Raw genomic sequence first — 22985 nt, 5'->3', positions numbered from 1 at the left:
TTCGTTATATCAGGCTCACAGGGATTAATGTGAGATTTACCTCGCCCCGACACTGATTTTTCTCTATAATGTGCCGCCTGTTAACGCAGTTGTATTATGCGAGTGCGGAATAAAACTTACGAAGAAACGTGGAGTAAAACATGCCTTCTCAAAGCCCAGTGATTACGGTTGATGGCCCAAGTGGTGCAGGTAAAGGTACCCTATGTATGTTACTAGCTGAAAAGTTAGGTTTTCACTTACTAGACTCGGGTGCTATCTATCGCGTGCTTGCACTAGCTGCAATCCATCATGGTGTAGACACAGAGTCTGAAGATGCTTTAGTTCCTTTAGCAACGCATTTAGACGTTCAGTTTATTGCTGAGGGTGAATTGGTAAAAGTGATTCTTGAAGGCGAAGATGTCTCTGGCGAGCTTCGTAAAGAAGAGACAGGTATGGCGGCTTCAAAAGTTGCTGCACTGCCTCGCGTACGTGAAGCACTGCTGCGTCGTCAACGTGCCTTCAGCGCAGCGCCGGGACTTGTTGCAGACGGTCGTGACATGGGTACTGTCGTATTCACCAATGCTGAAGCGAAAATTTTCCTTGATGCGAGTGCTGAAGAGCGTGCGAATCGCCGCCTTAAACAGTTGCAAGGCAAGGGCTTAGATGTTAAATTTGACGACCTTTTGAGCGAGATCCAAGAGCGAGACGACCGAGATCGTAATCGCCCAGTAGCGCCACTGCGCCCTGCTGAGGATGCGCTTGTGCTGGATTCCACCTCAATGAATATTGAGCAGGTGGTAGAAAAAGCACTACACTATATTGAATCGAAACTGGCTGGGTAACTTTTACCGAGCTGGCAAGAACGTTGGTTGCAAGGATGATAACCGGCGAATTTATCAACCCCATGCGGTAGGATACCCATGGACGTTTAATTATTGAAGATTAAATAATGACTGAATCTTTTGCTCAACTCTTTGAAGAGTTTCTAAACGAAACAGAATTCCAACAAGGCAGCATCGTTAAAGGTACTGTAGTAGCTATCGAGAACGGTTTCGTTCTTGTTGACGCTGGTCTTAAGTCTGAATCTGCTATCCCTGCTGAACAGTTCAAGAACGCTGCTGGCGAACTTGAAGTTGAAGTTGGCGCTGAAGTAGACGTAGCTCTAGACGCTGTTGAAGACGGTTTCGGTGAGACTCAACTTTCTCGTGAGAAAGCTAAGCGTCACGAAGCTTGGATCGTTCTTGAGAAAGCTTGCGAAGAAGCTGAAACTGTTGTTGGTATCATCAACGGTAAAGTTAAAGGCGGTTTCACTGTTGAACTAAACGGTATCCGTGCTTTCCTTCCAGGTTCTCTAGTAGACGTACGTCCTATCCGTGACACTGCTCACCTAGAAAACAAAGAGCTAGAGTTCAAAGTAATCAAGCTAGACCAGAAGCGTAACAACGTTGTTGTTTCTCGTCGTGCTGTTATCGAATCTGAGAACAGCGTTGAGCGTGACGAACTTCTTGAAACTCTACAAGAAGGTACTGAAGTTAAAGGTATCGTTAAGAACCTTACTGACTACGGTGCATTCGTTGACCTTGGTGGTGTTGACGGTCTTCTACATATCACAGATATGGCTTGGAAGCGCGTTAAGCACCCATCTGAGATCGTTAACGTTGGTGACGAAATCCTAGTTAAAGTTCTTAAGTTCGACCGTGAGCGTACTCGCGTATCACTAGGTCTTAAGCAACTAGGCGAAGATCCATGGGTAGCAATCGCTAAGCGTTACCCAGAAGGTCACAAGCTTTCTGGTCGTGTTACTAACCTAACTGACTACGGCTGCTTCGTTGAAATCGAAGAAGGCGTTGAAGGTCTAGTACACGTTTCTGAAATGGATTGGACTAACAAGAACATCCACCCATCTAAAGTTGTTAATGTTGGCGACGAAGTTGAGGTTATGGTTCTTGATATCGACGAAGAACGTCGTCGTATCTCTCTAGGTCTGAAACAGTGTAAAGCTAACCCATGGCAGTCATTTGCAGAAATGCAAGCTAAGGGCGACAAAGTTACTGGTAAGATCAAGTCTATCACTGACTTTGGTATCTTCATCGGTCTTGAAGGCGGTATCGACGGTCTAGTACACCTATCTGACATTTCTTGGAATGTTGCTGGTGAAGAAGCTGTACGTGAGTACAAGAAAGGCGACGAAATCTCAGCAGTTGTTCTTGCAGTAGATGCAGAGCGTGAGCGTATTTCTCTTGGCGTTAAGCAAATGGAAAACGACCCGTTCAACGCATACGTTGCTGACAACAAGAAAGGCGTTCTAGTAAACGGTACTGTAACTGCAGTAGACGCGAAAGGTGCAACTATCGAGCTTGTTGAAGGCGTAGAAGGTTACATCCGTGCTTCTGAAGTTTCTCGTGACCGCGTTGAAGATGCGTCTCTAATCCTAAGCGTTGGTGACAGCGTTGAAGCGAAGTTCACAGGTGTTGACCGTAAGAACCGCGTAATCAACCTATCTATCAAAGCTAAAGATGAAGCTGAAGAGCAAGAAGCAATGGCTTCACTGAACAAGTCTGACGAAGGCGCGTTCGGTAACGCAATGGCAGATGCATTCAAAGCTGCTAAAGGCGAATAATTTAATTTTTCGCTAAGAAAGGGACCTTTGGGTCCCTTTTTTTTTGCTTATTTTTCCGATAGGTCTATAATTTCTAAAAAGAAAACCAACGAGGGTAACTATGACTAAGTCTGAATTAATTGAAAGACTATGCGCTGAGCAAACGCATCTTTCTGCAAAAGAAATTGAAGACGCTGTAAAAGACATTTTAGAGCACATGGCTTCAACATTGGAAAGTGGTGATCGAATCGAAATCCGTGGTTTTGGTAGCTTCTCGCTCCACTACCGTGAGCCTCGCGTTGGCCGTAATCCAAAAACCGGTGACAAAGTAGAGCTGGATGGTAAATACGTTCCTCACTTTAAACCAGGTAAAGAGCTACGCGAACGAGTAAATACAGGAATGTAGATTACTTATCGGAATTTTGAAAAGCGGCATACTACAATGTATGCCGCTTTTTTATGACCATAATATGGTGGTCTGATAAGTAATTTTCCTGCATAATCGTACTGCTAATTAACCAATGAGTGATGAATATGAAAATTATAAAAATAGTCGCTGTTATTGCACTTTTCCTAATTGCACTGGCTTTAGGCTCTCAAAACCAAACTATCGTGAACTTCAATTACCTGCTTGCCCAAGGTGACTTCCACCTATCTACATTACTTGGTGTAGTGTTTGTATCGGGTTTTGTTCTAGCATGGATTGTGTTTGGTAGTATGCACATGAAATCTCAGCTACAGATCCACCGTTTAAAGAAAAAGCTAAACAAGCAATCAAAGCAAGTCGCTGTCGAATCAAAAGCTTGATAGCTGAGAAAGGCTAATACTGAATGTTAGAGTTACTGTTCTTACTTTTACCCATTGCTGCTGCTTACGGCTGGTATATGGGTAATCGTAATGCTCAGCAAGAAAAGCAAAAGCAATCTCATCAGATATCTCGTCAGTATGTGACAGGTCTGAACCTACTTTTGTCAGATCAGTCGGATAAAGCGGTTGACCACTTTATTGAACTGCTTCAAGTTGATAACGAAACGATAGATACACACCTCGCGTTAGGTAACCTATTTCGTTCTCGAGGAGAGGTTGATCGCGCTATTCGTATCCACCAAAATCTTATTTCCCGTTCTGGTCTTACGATTGACCAAAAAAACCTCGCACTGCAGCAACTCGCAAAAGACTATATGGCATCGGGCTTTTTAGACCGAGCAGAGAAAATCTTTGAACAACTCGTCGATGAGCCAGACCATAAAGAGAGTGCACTTCAACAACTGGTTTCTATCTATCAACAGACCCGCGAATGGAACAAAGCCATTCAGTACGGTAATGTGCTAATCAAAATCAGTAAGAAGAAGCTTAAGATGCGTGCCACGGTTGCTCATTTCTGGTGTGAAATGGCAATGCAGGAGCAAGCCGAAGGTAACAAGTCCAAAGCGATACAACACTTTAAGAAAGCACTCAGTGAAGATCCTAAGTGCGTCAGAGCCAGCATAGCATTGTCCAAAATTCATCTGGCAAATGAAGAGTACAAGAAGGCGATAGAGTACCTTGAATCTGTTGTTGATCAAGACATCGACTTTATTAGTGAAGTACTTCCAACTTTAGCTGACTGTTATCACCACTTGGGACAGGAAGCTCAGCTTGTCGAATTCCTTAAAGTTTGTATTCAGAAAAAAGCAGGCGTATCTGCTGAGTTAATGTTGGCCCAGCTAGTTGCACAGCATGAAGATATCGGCTCTGCTCAGGAACTTTTGACCAAACAACTTTTGAAAAACCCAACGATGAAAGGCTTTTATCGATTGATTGATTATCATATTGCAGAAGCTGAAGAGGGGCGAGCTAAGAACAGCTTAACCACGTTACAATCTATGGTTGGTGAACAACTGAAAATGAAGCCTCACTACCGTTGTAGGAAGTGTGGTTTCTCGACCCACTCGCTATATTGGCACTGTCCTTCGTGTAAGGGGTGGGGGACGATCAAGCCGATCCGTGGCCTTGATGGTGAATAAATTTATGGTCAATGTTAGACCAAATTAAATAGTGCAGCTTTCGGGCTGCATTTTTATGAGTAAAATTTAAGACAATAAACTGCGTTAGGAGATGAAATGAACGATCAAAAAATCATTGTAGCCCTGGATTACGACAACCAAGCAGATGCTTTGGCCTTTGTCGATCGAATCGATCCAGCATCTTGTCGCCTAAAAGTAGGTAAAGAGATGTTTACTTTATTCGGACCAGAGTTTGTACGTGAGCTACACAAGCGTGGTTTCTCGGTTTTCTTAGATTTGAAATTCCACGACATTCCAAACACATGTTCTAAAGCAGTTCGTGCAGCAGCGGAAATGGGTGTTTGGATGGTGAACGTTCATGCTGGTGGTGGTGAGCGTATGATGACGGCATCACGCGAGATTCTTGAACCTTACGGTAAAGATCGTCCATTGCTGATTGGTGTGACTGTACTGACAAGCATGGAGCAACAAGATCTTGCTGGTATTGGTCTTGATATTGAGCCACAGAAGCAGGTGATGCGTCTCGCTAACCTAACTAAAAATGCAGGCTTAGATGGTGTTGTTTGCTCTGCGCAAGAAGCGTCATTACTAAAAGGTGAGTTGGGCCAAGAGTTCAAATTGGTGACTCCGGGCATTCGCCCTGTAGGTGCCGATGTTGGTGACCAGAAGCGTATCATGACGCCTTCTAAAGCGATTGAATCAGGTTCTGACTACTTAGTTATTGGCCGCCCAATAACTCAGGCTGCTGATCCAGCTGAAGTGTTAAAGAATATTAACAATGAATTGTTACATATGAATAACAACTAATTATTCTGTAGGTGCATGGTTTATCTCGTTTAATAAAATTAGCAAACGATTAAACTGTGCACCTTGTAGTGATATTCACTATATAACTCCCTTTCTATAACTTTCCTTTCTAAAATATATACTTATCAACATATTCCTTCGATTTTATATTTACTTATTCTAATTATGGTCTAAATAAACCGACACATATTGTGGTTTTACATAACGATTTTCTCAAATTAACTATAATAATATGACTTGAGTCGATTATTTTTAATGTTAATTGGATGTAATTGTTTAATTCAATATTCTTATGAACTAGAGTTTACGAACTAAAATCTCATCGGACCAGTGTACGGGTTGGTGATTGTCCACAGGATGTGGTTTAAATGTAATTAATTGGTATGGAGTACTTCCAATTGTTAGCTTATATATTGAGGCGTTTATTGCTTGTCATTCCAACATTTATAGGAATAACAATCTTGATTTTTGCCATTACTCGATTCGTCCCGGGTGGTCCGGTAGAAAGAATGCTGTCAAAAATGCATTCAGGAACTGACAGTGCGGCAGTAAGCGTTGTGGGTAATAATTCATCACTATCAGATGATCAGATTGCAGAACTCAATGCCTTCTATGGATTAGATAAACCTATATTAGAATCTTATGTTAATTGGCTGTCTAAGATTGTCGTATTAGATTTTGGTGAATCAACTCGTTATTACGAACCAGTGAGTGACATGATTGCTGAACGTTTACCAATCTCGTTGTTTTATGGAGGCATGACGTTCTTTATTAGTTACTTTATATCAATTCCACTTGGATATTATAAAGCGATCAAACATGGTTCAGTATTTGATTCTACGTCTTCAATTTTAATATTTATTGGTTACGCGTTACCCGGATATGTTGTTGGCGTTTTTCTAATCACATTGTTTGCCTATAACCTTGATTGGTTTCCTATGGGAGGATTCGTCGGGGATGATTTTGAGGACTATGAAAATTGGGTAGACCAAGTCAAGGACATCATGTGGCATGCCGTGCTTCCTCTCATTTGTTATTTGATTGGTGATTTTGCGACGCTCACGATGACAATGAAAAATAACCTTATGGAGAACCTCTCTGCTGATTATATTAGAACAGCCATAGCGAAGGGGTTACCGTTCAAGCAAGCGGTTAAAAAACATGCATTACAAAATAGCCTAATTCCGATAGCGAGTCATTTTGGTAACTCATTATTATTCTTTATGTCCGGTTCTTTCTTGATTGAAGTTATCTTTAATATCGATGGTATTGGCTTATTAGGTTATGAATCAATAATGGAGCGAGATTATCCGGTTGTTATGGGAATTGTCGCTATTAACGCTGCGATGTTGATGCTTGGTAATATTGTCTCTGATCTATGTGTTGCTGCTGTCGACCCAAGGGTGAGGTTTGGCGCATGATAAGACTAACCCCACTAACACAGAAAAAGATTAAACACTTTAAAGAGATAAAACGTGGATATTGGTCACTTTTGATCCTGAGTTTCCTACTTATTTTTTCAATCTTCGCTGAGTTTTTTATTAACAGTAAAGCACTACTCGTTAGCTACAAAGGCGAATGGTCATTTCCTGTTGTCTCAGACGTAAGGCCAGGGACGGACTTCGGGCTAAGCTATGCGAGTGAGGCTGATTATAGATATTTGAAACAGATTTTTGAGGATGAAGGCGAGGGTAACTTTGTTATCATGCCCATCGTGCCTTGGAACCCTTATGAGCAGGACTTTTCTGGCGATTTCCCACCACTAGCACCGAGTATTGAGAGTAAACATTATTTAGGCACCGACGCGATCGGGCGAGATATTTTAGCGCGTTTAGTTTATGGCTTTCGTATAGCGATGGGGTTTGCCTTAATGACCATGGCCATCTCTTATGCGATTGGTACTGTGGTCGGGTGTTGTATGGGCTTCTTTGGTGGCAAGTTTGATTTGTTTGTTCAGAGGCTAATAGAGATTTGGTCGATGGTGCCGTTTCTGTACGTGATTATGATCTTAGTATCGATAACCCAGCCAACATTTACCTTGTTTGTCGCAATTAATGTTTTGTTCGGCTGGATGGGAATCACTTGGTATATGAGGACTATGACATATAAAGAGTCTGCTCGCGAATATGTGATGGCAGCCCGAGCGTTAGGTGCTTCGACAACGCGTATTCTAGTGCATCATATCTTGCCCAATACTATGGTTATGATAGTGACTTTAGCGCCATTTACGATTGCCGCTAACATTACCGCACTGACGGCACTCGATTATCTAGGGCTTGGCCTCATGCCTCCTACGCCTAGTTGGGGTGAATTACTACAGCAAGGGAAATCGAATCTAGATGCTCCTTGGATTGTGATCTCAGTTGTCGGAGCCATCGTTGCAGTTTTAGTCATGGTGACATTTATAGGTGAAGCGATACGCTCGGCATTTGATCCCAAAAAGTTCACACGTTACGTATAAGCCTACATTCAGACATTTACAGGAAGTATCCAATTACAGGATGTAATTATGAATAGAACACTCTCAATATGTATTTCAGCGTTGATGGCTGGTTTATCCACATCAGCTTTCTCGCAAACCACTGCTTTACCACAGGGCGTGGAATGGTTGTCTAACAACAATGAACCACTTTTTGCTTCACAAGACGCGATACGCGGCGGCACCTTACGTACATTCATGGCCAGCTTCCCTCAGACCTTGCGTAGCGTTGGGCCAGACGCAAATTCAGGGCTACGTCATTACTTTATGGATGGTGCACCAAAGCTTGCTCAGCGACACCCTAATACGGGTAAGTGGATTCCACAGTTAGCGACTGATTGGGCGTTCTCTGAAGACAACAAAACGGTCTACTTTAAGCTTGATCCCAATGCGACATGGTCTGATGGAGAGAAAATAACGGCAGATGACTATCTGTTTATGCTCACTTATTATCGCTCTAAAGATATCGTTGACCCTTGGTATAACGATTTCTTTTCAACGTCCATTATTGATGTGATTAAAGTAGATGAATACACCATTGCCGTAGAAACCGCTGTTGAGCAGAGCCAAGACGCTCTAATGGTGTTGATCAATATGCCAAGTAACGGCTTTCAACCAAGGCCAAAACACTATTTTGCGGATGAGAAAGATGCAAATAATGACGGTATGGTCGATAACTTTGTCCGTAAATATAACTTCAAGAGTGAACCCACAGCAGGCCCGTATTACTTAGATAAAGTTAAAAAAGGCAAGAGTGTTACCTTCAAACATGTCGGTGAAAAGTGGTGGGGCTATTCAAATCGATATTATCAGAATCGCTACAATGTCGATAAGGTGCGTATTACGGTTATTCGTGACTTTGATATCGCTCTAAAGCACTTTGAAAAAGGTAAATTGGATTATTTCGATTTCGTACTCCCTGAATATTGGCATGGGAAATCTGACTCCCAAGGCTTTAAAGATGGTTACATCCAGAAGTTTTGGGGGTTCAATCAAACACCGCAAGGTGCCGGTGGTTTATGGATGAATACTGCGCAACCATTGCTCGATGATATCAATGTTCGTAAGGGCATAATGCACGCTACCGACTATGACGGAATGATTAAAAACATCATGCGTGGTGACTATTCTCGTAAGCCACATGGGCTCGGGTTTGGACATGGACAGTACGATAACCCAACAAATAAAGCGCCAGAATTTGACCCTCAGGTAGCGGCTGAGCACTTTGCAAAAGCTGGCTTTGACACCATTGGATCTGATGGTATCCGTATCAATAAACAAGGTCAGAGGCTTTCGTTTGCTATCACCTACGGTTACAACGCATGGACGCCAAGAATTGCCTTTCTCCGAGAGCAAGCAAAGTTAGCGGGTCTCGACTTTACTCTTAACTTGGTCGATGGGTCATCGGCGTTTAAATACATTCTAGAGAAAAAGCATCAATTGGCTTTTCTCAATATGGGCTCGGGTGAAATCCCTTCTTACTGGGAGTATTTGCACTCAGACAACGCCAATAAACCGCAAACCAATGCACACACTAACTACAGTAGTCCTGAACTGGATAAATTGATAGAAGCGTATGATGCTGAGTTTGACCAAGCTAAGCGTTATCAACTCTCGTATCAGATTCAAGATTACGTTACACAGGCTAATATCATCGTTCCAGGCTATATGGTGCCGTATTCACGCGCTGCGCATTGGCGCTGGGTCCAGTATCCAGAGAATCCAATGACTAAGCAGACAGAGTCTATCTTCCACCCGATGGATATTGGTAGTTTCTGGATAGATCCTTCACTGAAGAAAGAGACGCAAGCATCGATGAAGTCAGAGAAAACCTATACTCCGGTTTCATTTGTTGATGACCGTTTTAAGTTGTGACGGATGCTTGTATGACTATGGAATATAAACAAGATCCTAATTGCGATGTGGTGTTGGAAGTAAAAGATCTAGAAGTTACTTTTGATACTGACTCGGAAGTCGTTCAGGTACTGCATGGCGTCAGCTTCAAAGTTAAAAAAGGCAAAACTCTAGGTCTGGTTGGAGAGTCTGGTTGTGGTAAAAGCGTCACATCCATGTCGATTATGGGTCTGCTACCTAAGCCTTATGGTCAGATTGTCGGTGGGGAGATTCTTTATAACAATCAGGATCTCGTTACCTTGCCACCCGATTCTATGTATGAAATGCGAGGTAACTCGATCTCTATCATCTTCCAAGATCCAATGACGGCACTTAACCCGGTACATAGTATCGGTAAGCAGCTAATGGAGGTGCTAGCGCTTCATCGACCTGAGTTGAAGAAAGCTGATAGAAGACAATATGCGATCAAGATGTTGGAAAAGGTCAAAATTCCAATGCCAGAGAAACGTATCGACGAATATCCGCATAACCTATCTGGTGGGATGAGACAGCGCGTAATGATAGCTATGGCTCTTGCATGCAAACCAGACGTGTTGATTTGTGACGAACCAACCACGGCTCTAGATGTTACGGTTCAAGCCTCTATTTTAGAGCTGATGAGAGATCTACAACAAGAGACCGGCATGGCGATGTTGTTTATTACTCACGATTTAGGTGTTGTTGCAGAGGTGTGTGATGACGTAGCTGTCATGTATGGAGGGCGAATTGTTGAGTATGCAGATGTATTCGAGCTGTTCGATTACCCGAAACACCCTTATACAAAGCGTTTACTGGGTTTAATGCCAAGTTTGGATCATCCGCCAAAGCAACAAATAGAGATAAAACCTATTGATACTTCATTGTTCCCAGAGTTTAAGGGGTAGCTTAATGTCAGAAGTATTAAGAATCGAAAACGTAACTCAGCATTTTGTCTCTGGAAAAAGGTTGTTCTCAAAAGGGTATGTGATTAAGGCCGTTGACGGCGTCTCTTTTTCTCTGCACCAAGGGCAAACCTTGGGGCTAGTTGGGGAATCAGGGTGTGGAAAGAGCACATTGGGACGAACAATATTGAAGTTGTTTGAACCAACATCTGGACGAATTTTCTTTGAAGGAAAAGACATCACTCATTGGAAAGCTCGGGAGATGAGACCACTTCGTAAAGAGATGCAGATTGTCTTTCAAGATCCGATGGAGTCTCTCAATCAACGACATACCATCGGTATGATTTTGGAAGAGCCCTACATTATCCATAATGTCGGTACCAATAAAGAGCGCAAGCAGTGGGTATTAGAGTTGTTGGATAAGGTGGGTTTGGCCAGAGAGTCGGTTGATCGTTACCCTCATGAGTTTTCTGGTGGACAACGTCAACGTATCGGAATCGCTCGGGCCATCGCTCTAAAACCTAAATTGCTTATTTGTGATGAGTCCGTCTCAGCGTTAGACGTGTCGGTACAAGCACAGATTATTAACTTGCTATTAAATTTACAGAAGGAGATGAATCTAGCAATTATTTTTATTTCTCACGATCTTTCTGTTGTTAAACAGGTTTCGGATGACGTCGCTGTAATGTATTTTGGTAAGATTGTGGAATATAGCTCTGCAATGGAGATATATAATAACCCTAAAAATGAATATACAAAGAAACTACTTTCAGCAATACCAATAACACACCCTAATCGTAGGAAGCGTACAAAGAGAAAATAGCATTAATACAATTCTGTACAAAATAATACAAAGAAAATTTGTAATTCAATTGTAAAGTAATTTGGCAGCAAGGTTCTGTTGCTAAAAAGTCTATCGATATTTAGTGATAAATATTGAGGTGTTTGTTCACTCAAAATTTGATGGATTATTTAAATAAGTTCAATGACTGAACTTAACATTCATGGAAGTTAAAAAGCATGCATAACACAATAAAGTGGAAGGTGAAGCCGATCGCAATATTGTTAAGCACTATGTTTACTTTTTCTGTTTACGCAGAAGGCGATAATAGTGTTGATAATATTAACGATAAAGCTGAATCAACACAAAATGAAAACGATGCATCTTGTATAACTTGTAATATCAGCGGATCCGTTACTGCTGGTTATTCGACAAATATATACAACAAAGATGACTATCGAGCAGATCGAAGCTTCTCATGGGATGGCACACTGAAATATAAACTCTCCGAAAACATGAAGGCATATATATCTTCGGGTGGATATCGAGCACTAGACGATGAAGTAGGGACATACGCTACTGATTCGGTTATAGGGCTAAGCCACTCTAAGTTATATGAGTTTGGGGAGAGTGGAAAAATAGGTGCAAGTGGGCAATTTACTATTCCCACCTCTGAAGCGTCTCGTAACGATAAGTTACAAACCGCATTCAGATTAGCTGTTCCAATCAGTTTCGAACACTGGGGAGTGAATTTTAATATATCGCCCCGACTTAGAAAGAATTTTCATAAATATAAAACTTATGGTGGTAAGTCTCTGACTGAATGGACGTACTCGCTATTTACTGGTGCGAGTTACAGCTGGGACAAATTAACTTTGGGAATTGATGCCTTAGGCGGAAATACCATTAGTTACAAAGGAACTAGACGTGATTCGGTCGACTATGGCGGTTCTATCTATGGAGCGTATGACTTTAACGACAATTGGTCATTTACGCTAGCTGCCGCAACGTCAGGCGCATATGCAGATGCAGAACGAGGCACACTGGGCAATATCGATCTATTCGATGCAGACAAAGCCTCTTACTCAGCAGATATAACATTCTCATTTTAGGGAAATAAAAATAATAAAAGGATTCAATATGGACTTTAAAAAGATTGCATTAAGCTCCGCAATTACGGCTATTTTGGCTGGGTGTGGTGCTGATGACCAAGCATACGAGCTTCAAGAGCGAGATTCTAAGGAAGTTGCAGTACAAGACCTTAAAGACGGTCGTTGGTTTTATGTTCCAACGACAGGTGCTGCTCCGAGATTTGCACTCAACCAATTTCCATTCCTACAAGGTATGGGACGTTATGTAGAACTCTGTTATACCGAACACGGTCTAGAGGTTCGTGCGTTTGACAAGGACTACCCTGAGACTTCGTTACCAAAAGACGAAAACAACTATTGTGAAAACGTAAACGAAGATAATATTGCCAGTGATGATCCTCTCAACTTCGCACAAGTGTTACAAATTCCGGGTGACTTTGCCGCTTACCGCTGTAAGGAAGATGCATACGACGACTGTACTAATACCGAAGAGATAAATGACGATAAAAGCTTAGACTATCGCAAGAAGACTCACTTCACACCTAAACCAGAAGAGCTGATCGTATCTGAGTTTAACTGGGAAGATCTTTATGGCTTGAAGGATGGGATTACTGAGCAAGGTACTGCACAAGTTATATCCTGGGATTTTGACCCTGAAAACGGCATTCTCAATTTCGAGTTAGAGCGCACTTTCCAAGTCGATTTAGATAACCTTTCGGACTACATTAATTTTTCAACTAAGTCTGGCTTAGAAGAAGCATTGGTTGATGGTGCCTTTAAGGCGCGTTTCTACTACTCATTGGTTCATGAAAGCGTGGTTGCTTCTGACAACTACCAACCTGTGATGTATCCGGTCGGTGATGAAAACGATATAGGCTTCTTCACTACACAAACGAAAAAGCTTAACCCGATCACCAACAAGTATGATCGTGATGTTGTTTATCTGAATCGATTTAACCCAGACAACGGTACGATCAAATACTATCTGACGGACAACTTCTTCGAAGATAAGAATAAGCTTTTCTTAGACTCGACTATTCAAACCATCGACAAAATGAACAAAGCGCTGTCTTTGTTTGGTAATGATGCCGGTAAACCAGCGATTGAAATCGTCAACTCATCGGCACCTGCAGGCATCCATCCAGGCGATCTGCGCTATAACATTATTAACTTGGTTGATGAGCCACTAGCGAATGGCCTGCTAGGTTATGGCCCTTCAGTGGCTAACCCGGTGACAGGTGAAATCATAAAAGCACATGTTAACCAATATGCAGGTGTGGCCAGAACAGGTGTGCCTTATTATTGGGATAACCTAGCACGTTTTTACAACCGAAGTGAGTTGTCGCTGAATGGTTTACCAGCACTGCCGACTGAAGATGATTCAGCTCCTGCCGTTGCTGAAGTAGAAAGCCGTATTCAACAGCTATCGACTATGGCAGCAATGTCTAAGTTACCTAAAGTTGATGACGTAGCGCCAGCCTTGACTAAAAAAGAGCTCACGGGTGACCGAACACCTTCGCAAGCTCCGACTATTCTTACCAAAAACTTCAGTGACGATATGGACTTTGAAGATGTCGTAGCGGCTGAAGAGAACCGTCTGGCATTCTGGTCTGAAAACAATGCATACCCAATTGAAGCGTCGTGGGTCTCTTCAACCAGTAAAGCGATGCTTGATAACCTTAAGTTCGATGACGACCGCTACTTTAACATCAAGGTTGATGATAATGGCGTTGAAACATCACGAGAACTACGACGTTGGAAGTACTTACCAAAAGATCTTCAACAAGAGGCTGCTGATGCGATAACCGTTGCAACATACAGCAATACACTTGTTCATGAATTGGGTCATAACGTTGGTTTACGTCATAACTTCAAAGGTTCGAACGACAAGGAAAATTACTACACCCTAGAACAGGCTCATGCTCTTGGTCTAAATAATATTCCAGCTTACAGCTCAACCATGGACTATGCACCAAGCATGTTGGATGAAACGCCAACATGGGGTCTATATGATATTGCAGCGTTTAAGTTTGGTTATGGGCGTAAAGTAGAAACCATTCAAGACTCTTCATCTGCCATGCCAACGGCGGTTGCAAATCCAGGTGATGAAGGTACTGACGAAGAGAAAGCAGCTTATCAACAATACCTTGCGGATCTACAGGCGTATCAGCAAAGCTTTGCCAACCGTTTTGGCAACAATGTGGACAATGACTCATTGATGGTATGTAGCGAAATCATGGCGTTATCGGGCGATCAAGCTGGCAAGTCTCTTTATAACTGTGACTTCAGTCGTTTCGATATTGCCGCGTTAAGTGATGATCCTGAAGATTATGCAAAAACGCGATATGGTGTACTTTACTACTTAGATAATGTACACAATATCGAACGTAAGAGTTACGGTTTCTGTACCGATGGTAACGTTTCTCTTAACAGTGATTGTAACCGTTTTGATGAAGGTACAAGTCTTAACGAGATCGTTGCATATGAATGGCAGAGCTACTTAGACAGCTATGATCGCCGTAACCTTGCAGAATACAGCACCAATGGTTTGTATTCTTCGGATTACCCTGGCTACATTGTTCGTCGTTATCGTGAGATGACATCAATCCGTGACAAGATGGAAGATCTAGAACGCATTGATGATCTATACAATAACCTTGGTTACACATCTTCCACGGATAAGCCGGGTGATTTCTTACTGCGATTAGCTTCTAACGAGACTTACTGTACAACACCAGGCGCTGAAGCAAACTATTGGTTCTGTGACTATGCAGATGGCGCTAAGAACGCAGCAGCATACTTCTTGGATGTGTTAGCGACGCCAGAACATCAGTGTGTGATTCAAAATGCCAGCGGTGATCAAAAAGTAATTTCATTTGGTCAGCTTCTTAACAACAACTCTCACTTGTTACCTGCAAACTACGATTTGATTGATGCGAACTGTTTTGATGAGCAAGCCGCTAAATTCATCGAAGATGCAGATAGTGGTTATGTTGCTGTAGCAGAGACGAAAAATGGTCGCTTCTTGACTTCGATTGGTAGCTTTGATCCTGATTACCCTTGGTCAAATGCAGTATCTGTACTAGGTAGCTGGCCAGACAAAGCGTTAGCAAGCTATTTCCTAGCTCGTCGTTACTCAAATCGTTATACCGATGAAGTGAGTTTCGCATCGCTATTAGATCTTCCTGGAGTGCAAGAGCAATACGAAGATATCATCTCAAACATGATCTCAAACGAAGGTTTAAATACACCGGTAGAGTTGGTTGATGCTGAGGGTAAAGCCTACAACAACCTAAATGGCGTTGATGTAAACCTGCACATTACGGAGAAGATGGAATCACTCCCTCCAATGCCGCGAGGTATTGAGCGATTCTTTGGAATCTCTGGTCGAGACCGTCAACGTATTGGTGACTTGATTTTGAGCATGGGTGTCGATGAAATGCAATCGAATGACTACACGGTGAAATCTTTAGGTAAGGCTCAGTTGGATGCATTCACTAAACAACAAGACCGTTACGGCTTGATTGCTGGAGAAAAAGTTGAGTTTGTGATTGATGGTGAAACTTACGTGGCGACCAAGGCAAACAAGCTGGCTTATGAATATGCCAACCAGCTAGTCAGCTCTGATGGCTACGCTTTGAAAGTCTACCTAGATAACTATGATTCTACGGAACTTGCAACGATTGTGACCAATGTTGAAACAGCATGGGGTCCTTTCAGAACCGATATCCTGCCTCAATATCATGATGCCGTTTTGTTACTTGATGCACCGATGGTGAATGCTATGAAGACGAACATTGATGTTGATATCGCAGCAGGAGTCTTAAGCTTTGCAACGTCGTTTAACAACTTTGTCGACGCAGGTATTGCTTCGGGCGACGTTGTCTACGACGCATCAGCAGGTACTGTTCAGTATAAAGGTGGTGAAGCTCAGCCGGTTTCAAAAGCATATGCTGCATACTCTGATGCGATGATTCTAATCTTTAATGACTTAGGTGATTCTATGATGTCGGCTGTAGATAACCTATATGCGGGCTATGTTGCGGCTTCAGATGCAGACAAAGACCTGTGGGCGAAAGATCTTAATATGATCAAAGCCTACCAGAGTGGTGACATTGCGAGCGTTGCAGGTAAGTATTACGAATTGCTTGATCGCTTGCCAAATGCTGAAGATTTTTAACGGGTAAATTTCCATTAGAAATAACAAAAGGCTCGCATTTGCGAGCCTTTTCTTTTGTACGTTAATATTCCAGTTGAACGTCACTAAGCAGCGATAACTGGAGCGCCACTATGGAATTTAAAGTCGCAGTCTTCTGATGTAATGAGCTCCGCTTCTACACGTGCGAAGTGAGCGACACGCTCGGAAATATCTTTACCTGCAATTTGTTCGGCAAGATCTAGATAATCTTGGTAGTGACGAGCCTCTGAACGAAGAAGAGAAACATAGAATTTTTCCATATCTTCTTCTAAGAAAGGTGCGAGCTTGGCAAATCGCTCACACGAGCGCGCTTCAATAAACGCACCGATAATCAATTTGTCCACTAAGGTGTCTGGCTCATACGTCTTCACATGTTTGATTAGCCCTTTGGCATAGCGACCCGCTTCGATAGGTTGATATGTGACACCTTTCTTTTCCATTAGCTCCATCACTTGGTAAAAGTGGTGCAGTTCTTCTTTGATCAGCAGTACCATTTTGTCGATGAGATCGTCGCCATAAGCACAACCTTCTTTGGCTGTGATCTGCTTTGATGCGTTGCTCTTACCACGCAGCGATTCCAAATCTCCCTTGCGACGGTAGGCGAACTCTTCGTATGGCTTAATCCACTCATTTAGCTGAATTGCACTTTCTTTATCAACCGCATATTTGCGAATCAGAAATAGGGCACTCTGAGCAGCTTTTAGCTCACACAACATGTGATCGCGCAAAATAATATGCAGGTTTTCTGGCTTTTTGGCTTCGTCGATCCAAGAGTCTGGCGTCTCGGCTTTAAGGAAGGAGTGAATAGGAGCTAATAGTTCTTGATACATGCTAGAGCTTGAGTAGTTTTGGAAAAACGAGATATTACCACAGGAACATTAAGGTTAGGAGGGGCTTTCTTGGTGTAAAAAAGGCCGCCAGTGAGGCAGCCTTAGGGAGTTGTATTAGATGAGAGGGATTACCACTTCTTCTTCTGACCAAATAGCGCATCCATATCGTCTTCGCGTTCTTTGGACTCCATTTGTTGAAGCTCTTGTGCGTTGCGATCTTGGCGCTTTTGATCAAGTTCGTTCAGCATCTCTTGTAACTTCTCACGAGCCTGGTTCGAATATGGGTCATTTTTCGTGGTCAGTGCGTCAATACCCTTACGAAGCAGTTGAATAGCTGTACCGGGTTGGCCGCGAGCAATTGAGTCGTTAGCACGTTTAATTACGTTCTCAATGTTGATTCGAATCTGGATAGTCTCTAGGCGAGCATTCTCTGCAACGTAAGCTTGAGTTTCAAAACGACCCTTATTGTGTTCACTGCGAATGGTATCACGTAGGCGTTTAACCAACTTCAACATCATAATGGCTTGCTTGTCACTACTAGGGACGCGGAAAGCAGTGCTTTCACCACCTTGATAGTTCTCTTTTAGCTGAGTGATCTGTTGTTTCACACTCTCAATGCGTTGGGCAAGTTGTTTGTTTTTGGGATCCAACTCATACATGTTTTCAAGCGAATCGAGGATACGTGTGTTTAAGCACACCAGCAGGTCTTGGCTAAACGGCATGTGATGCGCGTTACCAATCAGCTCTTCCGTTCCATCGATAATGGTCAAATAACGAGAAGATTCCTGTTTCTTCGCTGTTTCCACCTTAACTTTGTACTGAAGCATGATGTTGTAGCCCAATACCAACACCAAAAGAATGGCTACTAAGGCAATAATTAAACCAATATTCATATAATTGCGTCTGCTTGTTGTGTTCTATCGCTAACTTCAGAGGATACACGATTCCATAGAGTATCTACACCCGTAAATCGCTTATCTGCCTTGTAAATTTTGATTTGCTATTATCTCTTGTTCATGTTGCTACGTAATCAAAAAGTGAAAACTATTTACTGATAATGAGGGATTGATTACAAAGGAGTGGCGACGGTTTCATATCAGGCTCTATAAAAACTCAATTTTCCTATCATTTTTGCCAGTAAGGCGTTATAACTATTTATTATATTCACTAAGTTTAACTCGCTTACTTTCTTAATAAGTTAGCACTGAAATGAGTAAAGGATTACGAGGTCACCGATGAAGTTACAACAGCTGAAGTACATTGTTGAAGTAGTCAACCATAACCTGAATGTCTCTGCGACAGCTGAGAGTCTTTATACGTCTCAGCCGGGCATCAGTAAGCAAGTTCGTTTGCTTGAAGACGAATTAGGCATTCAGATCTTCGAGCGTAGTGGCAAGCACTTGACTCAAGTGACGCAAGCGGGTGAAGACATTGTTCGAATCTCGCAGGAAATTCTTGCTCGCGTTGAGAGTATCAAAGCGGTAGCTGGCGAACATACTCACCCAGAAATGGGTACTTTGAACATTTCAACTACTCATACTCAAGCTCGCTATGCGTTGCCTGACGTGATTAAAGGCTTCACCGCTCGTTATCCAAAAGTATCACTTCACATGCACCAAGGCACGCCAAGCCAGATGTCTGAAGCTGTGGCGAAGGGTACTGCGAACTTTGCAATTGCAACAGAAGCTCTTCATCTCTATCAAGACGCGATCATGTTGCCGTGTTATCACTGGAATCGTTCAATAGTAGTGACGAAAGACCATCCGTTGGCGCAAAAACAGAACGTAACCATCGAAGACTTAGCCGCATACTCGCTAGTGACCTATGTATTCGGTTTTACTGGTCGTTCAGAACTCGACACTGCGTTTAACAAAGTCGGATTAACACCACGTGTTGTGTTTACTGCAACCGATGCCGATGTAATTAAAACTTACGTGCGTATGGGGATTGGTGTGGGTGTTATTGCGAGTATGGCGATTGATGCGGAGCAAGATACAGACCTAGTGGCGATTGATGCGAGCCACCTATTTGGTGCGAGCACGACCAGTATCGGCTTCCGTCGTGGTACCTTCTTACGTTCGTACATGTTCGATTTTATGGAGCGTTTTGCACCACACTTAACGCGCCCTGTCGTTGAACAAGCGATTTCGTTGAAATCAAATGAAGAAATTGAAGAGATGTTTAAAGACATCGAACTTCCGGTAAGATAGATACTATGACATTCAGGCCTGCTTTTTGAGTGGGCCTGATTACTTCAGATGTCCACCAGTACTTTCTATTTGCATGGCTTCCACCTACAATCCCTCCATTATAGGGGGCCGCATGCAATCCAAATTCCAAATTCTTGATTCCTTTCTTCATCAACACCAGGTTTATTGGCGTTCTGAGCCGTTCCATCTCTGCCAGCAAGATGAGCTTCCTTGGCGTAGCCACAATGAACCTCTGTTTACTTGGTTACAATCGCTTAGTAATGACCAGGTCTTGGCTTTCAAAGAGCAGCCAGCATCTTTAATAGAAGAGTTGAACGCATTTTTCCCAAAATTATCTCAAGTTGTTGAAGCTGTTGAGCTATCGACATTGGAGAGAAAAGGGCTAGATCTCCCTAAAGGGACGGACACTGGAATCCCTGGGCGTAAACTCGATCAGATCATGTCGATGAGTGAAGCAGTATTGGACCATCATAAAGGAACCGAGTGGCTTGAATGGTGCTCTGGTAAAGGGTTTCTTGGAAGAATCTTATCGCAGCAATCACAGCAACAAGTGACCAGCTTTGAATGGCAGCAATCGCTGTGTGACAGTGGTCAAGCGATTGCTGATGCGCAGAAGCTGCCGATGCAATTCGTGCAAGGGGACGCTTTTTCTGAGGACTCCGATAAGGTGTTTAACCACAATCAACATGCGGTCGCACTTCACGCTTGTGGTGATTTGCACGTCACCTTGCTTAATAAGGCGGTGAGCCACTCGCTTCCTGCGGTTACGGTCTCACCATGTTGTTACCACTTGATTCAGTCCGAACGCTATCAAGCCATGTCAAAATTGGCGCAGTCTGCACAACTTTCTCTTTCGAAATCTGACCTGCGAATTCCATTGCAGGAAACTGTCACTGGAGGAGAGCGTGTTAAGAGGCATCGTCAATTGGAGATGAGCTTTCGATTGGGCTTTGGTCAACTGATTAAGCGTGAGCTTGGAGTTGTAGAGTATTTACCAGTTCCGAGCATCAAAAAGTCAGAATTGTCTCAGGGGTTTGAAGCATTTTGCTGGTGGGCAGTGAATCAGAAAGAGATCGTTTTACCTAGCGAGCTAGATTTCGAGTTATATGAAAGGTTAGGTGAGCAGCTTTTCTGGGATATGGAGCGACTGAGTTTGGTACAGCAAGTGTTTAGAAGACCATTAGAGATATGGCTAACTTTGGATAGGGCGCTCTACCTAGAGGAGCAGGGCTACCAAACGTCGATTGAGCAGTTTTGCGAAAGACACATCACGCCACGTAATATTCTGATTCGAGGCTGGAAGTCGGATAGCTAAAGTAGACGCCAACTAGTGTTGCCAGCTATAAGATATAAAAAAGCCAGCTTGAAAAGAATCAAGCTGGCTTTTACATTTCTAGTCAGTCAAAACTGTCTAGCAATCTTCTTAGTTGAACATTGCGATAGCTTCAGCTGGATCTACGTATTCTAGGTCAAAGCTCTCTGCAACTTCTTTGCAAGTTACTTTACCGTGGATAACGTTTAGACCTTCTAGGAAACCTTTGTCTTCTAGAAGTGCTTCACGGTAGCCTTTGTTCGCTAGTTTAACAATGTAAGGAAGTGTTGCATTGTTTAGTGCGAATGTTGAAGTGCGAGCAACGGCACCTGGCATGTTAGCAACACAGTAGTGAACTACGTCGTCAACGATGTAAGTTGGTTCTGCGTGTGTTGTTGCGTGAGAAGTCTCGAAACAACCGCCTTGGTCGATTGCAACGTCAACTACTGCTGCGCCTGGCTTCATCTTAGCGATGTGCTCTTTAGTCACTAGTTTAGGAGCAGCTGCGCCTGGGATTAGTACAGCGCCGATAACTAGGTCAGCCTCAAGAACGTGCTTCTCGATAGCGTCTTCAGTCGAGTAAACCACTTTAGCGCGGCCTTGGAACTCTTCATCTAGGCGACGAAGTGTATCAACGTTACGGTCTAGGATAGTTACGTCTGCACGTAGGCCAACAGCCATACGAGCTGCGTTAGCACCTACTACGCCGCCGCCGACAACAACAACTTTTGCTGGCTCAACACCTGGAACGCCGCCAAGTAGAAGACCACGACCGCCGTGAGATTTCTCAAGAGTTTGTGCACCCGCTTGAATAGACATGCGACCTGCAACTTCAGACATTGGCGCTAATAGTGGCAAGCGACCCATATTATCTGTTACAGTCTCATAGGCTACGCAGACAGCTTTGCTCTTGATAAGCTCTTCAGTTTGTGGAAAATCTGGTGCAAGGTGTAAATAAGTAAATAATATTTGCCCTTCACGAAGCATAGCTCGCTCGACAGCTTGAGGTTCTTTAACCTTTACAATCATATCTGCTTTCGCGAATACGTCAGCAGCAGTAGGAAGAATGGATGCGCCTACAGCGATGTAATCATCGTCTGAAAAGCCGATACCGTTGCCGGCATTGGTTTCAACAAAAACTTGGTGACCATGTGAGATTAGTTCTCTCACGCTAGCTGGGATCATACCAACACGGTACTCGTGGTTTTTGATTTCCTTAGGTACGCCAATAATCATCCTGAATCCTCATTTTATTTTGGTTGTATAATCTATAGTAGTTGTATTAACTGTGTGTAGGGTAATTCTGTCGAATTAATATCTAGTATAGATATGTTGAGATAAAATTTGATACTGAATATTAAAAAGTTGTAGTATATTTTTTTGCAAGGAAGTAATAAGGTGGAATAAAAAATGGCAGACAACTATAAGAAGCCGTCCAAGGAACTAGACCGTATCGACCGCAACATTCTTAATGAGTTGCAAAAAGACGGTCGTATTTCGAACGTTGAACTCTCAAAACGTGTGGGTCTTTCTCCGACTCCGTGTCTTGAACGTGTTCGTCGTTTGGAGCGTCAAGGGTACATTACAGGGTATACAGCGCTGCTTAATCCTCAGTACTTAGATGCATCACTATTGGTGTTTGTTGAAATCACATTGAACCGCGGTGCGCCAGATGTGTTTGAACAATTTAACACTGCCGTTCAAAAACTAGACGACATCCAAGAGTGTCATTTAGTGTCGGGTGACTTTGACTATCTTTTAAAAACACGTGTATCGGATATGGGTGCTTACCGTAAACTTCTAGGTGATACGCTATTGCGTCTACCTGGTGTTAACGACACTCGTACTTACGTGGTAATGGAAGAAGTGAAACAAACCAACCAGCTGGTGATTAAAACTCGTTAATCATCAATGGTCGA

19 protein-coding genes are annotated in these 22985 nt (G+C 42.9%); 16 read left to right on the top strand and 3 right to left on the bottom strand.

What is annotated here, in order from left to right:
* The first annotated feature begins 140 nt into the window (after window positions 1-140).
* The 13 genes from cmk to KI743_RS16630 all read left to right on the top strand — a co-directional run bounded on the left by cmk (window position 141) and on the right by KI743_RS16630 (window position 16696).
* Window positions 141-821, top strand: a complete 681-nt coding sequence (gene cmk / locus KI743_RS16690) for a (d)CMP kinase (RefSeq protein WP_032552065.1) — start codon at window positions 141-143, stop codon at window positions 819-821.
* Window positions 822-928: 107 nt separating this feature from the next.
* On the top strand, window positions 929-2599 hold the full coding sequence (rpsA, locus tag KI743_RS16685; protein WP_032552066.1) for a 30S ribosomal protein S1: 1671 nt from the start codon (window positions 929-931) through the stop codon (window positions 2597-2599).
* A gap of 100 nt (window positions 2600-2699) precedes the next feature.
* Window positions 2700-2984 carry an integration host factor subunit beta gene (gene ihfB, locus KI743_RS16680; protein WP_032552067.1) on the top strand — a complete coding sequence of 95 codons (285 nt, stop codon included), beginning with the start codon at window positions 2700-2702 and terminating at the stop codon, window positions 2982-2984.
* Window positions 2985-3112: 128 nt separating this feature from the next.
* Entirely contained in the window at window positions 3113-3385 is a 273-nt protein-coding gene (locus tag KI743_RS16675) for a LapA family protein (protein ID WP_032552068.1), read from the top strand.
* A 23-nt stretch (window positions 3386-3408) separates the two neighbouring features.
* The gene (lapB, locus tag KI743_RS16670; protein ID WP_150894012.1) at window positions 3409-4584 is read left to right on the top strand and encodes a lipopolysaccharide assembly protein LapB; all 1176 of its coding nucleotides are present in this window, start codon (window positions 3409-3411) and stop codon (window positions 4582-4584) included.
* A 96-nt stretch (window positions 4585-4680) separates the two neighbouring features.
* A complete protein-coding gene (pyrF, locus tag KI743_RS16665; protein ID WP_152469017.1) occupies window positions 4681-5391 on the top strand; it encodes an orotidine-5'-phosphate decarboxylase in 711 nt (236 codons plus the stop codon).
* Window positions 5392-5789: 398 nt separating this feature from the next.
* The gene (locus KI743_RS16660) at window positions 5790-6812 is read left to right on the top strand and encodes an ABC transporter permease subunit (RefSeq protein ID WP_285467336.1); all 1023 of its coding nucleotides are present in this window, start codon (window positions 5790-5792) and stop codon (window positions 6810-6812) included.
* A complete protein-coding gene (locus KI743_RS16655; protein WP_285467334.1) occupies window positions 6809-7852 on the top strand; it encodes an ABC transporter permease in 1044 nt (347 codons plus the stop codon). The genes KI743_RS16660 and KI743_RS16655 overlap by 4 nt, the downstream gene beginning before the upstream one ends.
* A gap of 84 nt (window positions 7853-7936) precedes the next feature.
* Entirely contained in the window at window positions 7937-9745 is a 1809-nt protein-coding gene (locus KI743_RS16650; RefSeq protein WP_373417844.1) for an extracellular solute-binding protein, read from the top strand.
* A gap of 17 nt (window positions 9746-9762) precedes the next feature.
* Window positions 9763-10647 carry an ABC transporter ATP-binding protein gene (locus KI743_RS16645; RefSeq protein ID WP_285467380.1) on the top strand — a complete coding sequence of 295 codons (885 nt, stop codon included), beginning with the start codon at window positions 9763-9765 and terminating at the stop codon, window positions 10645-10647.
* A 4-nt stretch (window positions 10648-10651) separates the two neighbouring features.
* A complete protein-coding gene (locus KI743_RS16640; protein ID WP_285467332.1) occupies window positions 10652-11467 on the top strand; it encodes an ABC transporter ATP-binding protein in 816 nt (271 codons plus the stop codon).
* Window positions 11468-11664: 197 nt separating this feature from the next.
* A complete protein-coding gene (locus tag KI743_RS16635) occupies window positions 11665-12537 on the top strand; it encodes a hypothetical protein (protein WP_285467331.1) in 873 nt (290 codons plus the stop codon).
* A 28-nt stretch (window positions 12538-12565) separates the two neighbouring features.
* Complete coding sequence (locus tag KI743_RS16630; RefSeq protein ID WP_285467329.1) at window positions 12566-16696, top strand: M66 family metalloprotease; 4131 nt, start codon at window positions 12566-12568, stop codon at window positions 16694-16696.
* 83 nt (window positions 16697-16779) lie between these two features.
* Here the strand turns inward: KI743_RS16630 and KI743_RS16625 are convergent, their stop codons facing one another.
* Window positions 16780-17544, bottom strand: a complete 765-nt coding sequence (locus KI743_RS16625) for a tRNA-(ms[2]io[6]A)-hydroxylase (RefSeq protein ID WP_285467328.1) — start codon at window positions 17542-17544, stop codon at window positions 16780-16782.
* Window positions 17545-17672: 128 nt separating this feature from the next.
* A complete protein-coding gene (locus tag KI743_RS16620) occupies window positions 17673-18437 on the bottom strand; it encodes a DNA repair protein (RefSeq protein WP_150868945.1) in 765 nt (254 codons plus the stop codon).
* Between the two features lie 342 nt (window positions 18438-18779).
* On the opposite strand from KI743_RS16620, the gene cysB reads away from it, so the two are divergent.
* Complete coding sequence (gene cysB / locus KI743_RS16615; RefSeq protein ID WP_032552078.1) at window positions 18780-19754, top strand: HTH-type transcriptional regulator CysB; 975 nt, start codon at window positions 18780-18782, stop codon at window positions 19752-19754.
* Between the two features lie 112 nt (window positions 19755-19866).
* On the top strand, window positions 19867-21069 hold the full coding sequence (locus KI743_RS16610) for a methyltransferase (protein WP_285467327.1): 1203 nt from the start codon (window positions 19867-19869) through the stop codon (window positions 21067-21069).
* Between the two features lie 108 nt (window positions 21070-21177).
* Here KI743_RS16610 and ald read toward each other — a convergent pair whose 3' ends face one another.
* Window positions 21178-22302 carry an alanine dehydrogenase gene (gene ald, locus KI743_RS16605; protein ID WP_032552080.1) on the bottom strand — a complete coding sequence of 375 codons (1125 nt, stop codon included), beginning with the start codon at window positions 22300-22302 and terminating at the stop codon, window positions 21178-21180.
* A 174-nt stretch (window positions 22303-22476) separates the two neighbouring features.
* Between ald and lrp the strand changes: the two genes are divergently transcribed.
* Window positions 22477-22971, top strand: a complete 495-nt coding sequence (lrp, locus tag KI743_RS16600) for a leucine-responsive transcriptional regulator Lrp (protein WP_004734558.1) — start codon at window positions 22477-22479, stop codon at window positions 22969-22971.
* Window positions 22972-22985: the final 14 nt, after the last annotated feature.

Source organism: Vibrio sp. D420a (assembly GCF_030248625.1).
Classification (GTDB): Bacteria; Pseudomonadota; Gammaproteobacteria; order Enterobacterales; family Vibrionaceae; genus Vibrio; species Vibrio fortis_A.
Note: the sequence above shows the minus strand (reverse complement) of the source record. Positions and strands in the feature narration are given on the sequence as shown.